Annotated in this window: 2 protein-coding genes and 1 pseudogene; 2 read left to right on the top strand and 1 reads right to left on the bottom strand. The window is 58.2% G+C overall.

From position 1 onward, the window contains the following. Nucleotides 1-832: 832 nt before the first annotated feature. The gene (locus tag ABZW74_RS24330) at nucleotides 833-1,870 is read right to left on the bottom strand and encodes a DUF262 domain-containing protein (RefSeq protein WP_355280052.1); all 1,038 of its coding nucleotides are present in this window, start codon (nucleotides 1,868-1,870) and stop codon (nucleotides 833-835) included. A 324-nt stretch (nucleotides 1,871-2,194) separates the two neighbouring features. Between ABZW74_RS24330 and rraA the strand changes: the two genes are divergently transcribed. After that, nucleotides 2,195-2,683 carry a ribonuclease E activity regulator RraA gene (gene rraA / locus ABZW74_RS24325; RefSeq protein ID WP_240857396.1) on the top strand — a complete coding sequence of 163 codons (489 nt, stop codon included), beginning with the start codon at nucleotides 2,195-2,197 and terminating at the stop codon, nucleotides 2,681-2,683. A gap of 11 nt (nucleotides 2,684-2,694) precedes the next feature. Continuing rightward, a pseudogene (locus ABZW74_RS24320) lies at nucleotides 2,695-2,885 on the top strand (succinic semialdehyde dehydrogenase); the annotation flags it as partial.

Here is a 2,885-nt window from a genome sequence, read left to right as displayed (position 1 = left end):
CGCAACATCCAGATTTCCGGAGACCAGGGGCGTTTCACATCATCGACACGCCGAGGCTCTGACCAGGCAACGCCCGCTCAACTTCGAAGAGCCCGTTTCCAGCGGCACATGCAGCAATCGGCGGCGGGCTGGCAGGATTTCTACGCCTCGAAGCGGGAATCGGCCAAGTATTCTACGAGACTTTGTGTGAAATGCATACCCAAATCGCGCAAATCGCTAACAAGTTGGCCAACCGCGTCCGCCGTTCTATCGCGGCCAGTGAAGATCTTAGCGAATGGCACTCGCGCATGTGCAACGTCATTTCGTATTTCGCAGAGAATTCCCAGAGATCTTCTCCAACTAAGTCTAGGAAAGGGTTGACCAGGCAGCTCGTATACTCGCCATAGGCGGGACATGGTTGCTGCGTTCGGAGTGCGATTACCCAGGGGTTGTAGTGACCCGTTGGTTTGCCGCCGTGGGAGTCTCGGCAAATCGGTGTTCTGACTGGCGGCGGAAATGTTCATCCGTGAGTTCCAAGCAGCGTCTATCGAGGGCCCGGATGCGGAGGCGGAGGCGAAGGCTGAGTCGTAGTGGAGCATGCGGAGTCCTGGGCGAAGCTGGTTGACGCAAGTGGATGACATCTCGATTGACTGATGAGCGTGCTCGACGCAATTCTTCAGCAGTCCCTCGAACTCAGCCATCGCCATAACCACAGCTCCTGCACGGACGTCGCGACTGACGGTCCTCCAGCCGTTGGAGCTGAAGTGAAGCGTGTCTGCCACAATCACTGACATCCAGCATTGAGTCAGCCGTTGCTCGAAATCTGCTTCAAAAGAGGCGATCATCCTGTTGGCTATTCAGGATTGGAACCCGATAGCAGCTCGAACAACCGATCGACGCGCTCGTCGAGCTTACCCGGCGTGTTGTGTCCACCCCCCGATACTGCCCGGAGCCGTGCATCTTCCTTCCAACCGGGTTTGGGAGTTGGTGTCAATCCATCGTCGTTCGCCCTGGCACTCGCCAACAGCGCTGCCTCAAAGGGCACCATTGGAGTAAACGAGTACCCAGTGCGCAAGTACTCAGACCCGTCTAAGGCGGCTCGAAGTGTCTTTACGGCGTCTGTGAACTCCTGGCGAAACTTTGTCTCCGGAAAATCGGTCCGCCATTTTTTCGCGCAGTCATTAAGAAAAGGTTTAATCGGTCCGCGGTATTCGCTGCGATTATGTCGATAACCAAAGAACTTCAATACGGTTTCTTCCAGGGTGCCATCTCGAAGGCGTTCTTCATTTAATCTTATCAGTTCGCGAAAACTGGCTAGTTCAGCCATCTCGTGCAGAAACGCGACTAAGGGACCGCGAAACACGGCGTTGCGTACCTCTTGATTGGTCAGTTTTAGGGAACCGGCATTCAGTCGATCAAATAGCTCGAAACGAACGTCATAGTCAGATTTGTCGGTAAGGGCAGTGACCTGGAGCGTCGTGCGAGAGAAATGGAGCTGCAACTCCTTCGGTAGGTCAAGATAGCTGCAACCGTTCAGCTGCTCGATCGTCTGTAGCTGATCAAGTACCAATGCTGTCTCCTTCCCGAGCGTCTGGAGCATCTCGGGCTGACTATCGACAAAGTGAACCAGAGTGGATAGCCGCTGAAGGCCATCAACTACTTCGAGGGTAAAGTCTTCATTGGTAGCGACGAAGATAGAAGGGACCGGCAGTCCCAGCATGAGCGACTCAATGAGCCGAGACTCGCTCTCGACATCCCAGCGGAACAATCGCTGGTACTCAGGCGACACATTCAGTTCTCCTTCGCTCACCATTCGGACCAGTTCGCGAACAGAGAAATTAGTAACTTGGACGTCAACATTTCGACGGTGTTCGTTGACGATGCTGGTCAAGCTGGAGTGGTTCGTCATATCGCCCTCTCGCGGACTGCAGAGTCTTGGGAGTGTGCAGGAATCACAGTAGCGCGACAACGATAGTGTCTCTTCACAGGCTAGCGCAGCGGATCTCGATGAAGCGATGCCGTCTCGACGATAGTGCTGGGGCTGCGTCCTCACTGAAAGTCAACCCGTCGGGAAACGATCGGGGCCGATTATCAGCAGCGCCCAGTTCCAGAGGCATATCGCGGCGAGTCATTCCGTTGTGCTTGACCCGATGGGCCCGCCCAGTCGCTACCCACCAGTAACCCGCTACTTGCGGTTACACCTATGCTGGTCGACATGAGCGAGTTGACCTTCACCCCGACCGCCGACCTGGTCGACGAGATCGGCGATTCCGTCCGTAGTTGCGATCTGCAGTTCACCCAGTACGGGGGCAATCGGGAGTTCGTCGGACGCGTCACCACGGTGAAGTGTTTCCAGGACAACGCGCTGCTCAAGTCGATCCTGGGGGAATCGAACCCCGGCGGAGTGCTGGTGATCGACGGTGAGGCGTCGGTGCACACGGCGCTCGTCGGGGACATCATCGCCGAGCTGGGCCGCTCCAACGGCTGGGTCGGGATCATCGTCAACGGCGCGATCCGCGACGCCAAGACCATCGGCGGCATGGAGATCGGCGTCAAGGCGCTGGGCACCAACCCGCGCAAGTCCACCAAGACGGGCGTCGGCGAGCGCGACATCCCGCTGACCATCGGCGGCGAGACCTTCACTCCCGGCGACATCGTGTACTCCGACGACGACGGCATCGTGCTCGTCGGACCCGAGCAGTAGGAGGCCGCACCATGCCGAAGCCAACCGCAGAGTATTTCGCCCGCCTGGGTGCGCTGGTCGCCATCGACAACGCCGCCGACCGTCCGACCCGGTCGGTGCTCGAGGCGTTCAGCGGTGTCGAGATGGCCACCATCCCCGTCGCCACCGCCGACGACCTCGAGAAGGCCGTCGCCCGGGCGCGCAGCGCGCAGGAAGGGTGGGC

Source organism: Gordonia sp. NPDC003585, from assembly GCF_040610755.1.
In the GTDB taxonomy this organism is placed as follows: Bacteria; Actinomycetota; Actinomycetes; order Mycobacteriales; family Mycobacteriaceae; genus Gordonia.
The sequence above is the reverse complement of the archived record's forward strand: the minus strand, read 5'-3'. Positions and strand labels throughout refer to the sequence as shown.

Excerpts from the sequence above, each read along its gene's own strand:
- rraA (WP_240857396.1), top strand. The coding sequence starts at position 2,195 with ATGAGCGAGTTGACCTTCACCCCGACCGCCGACCTGGTCGACGAGATC.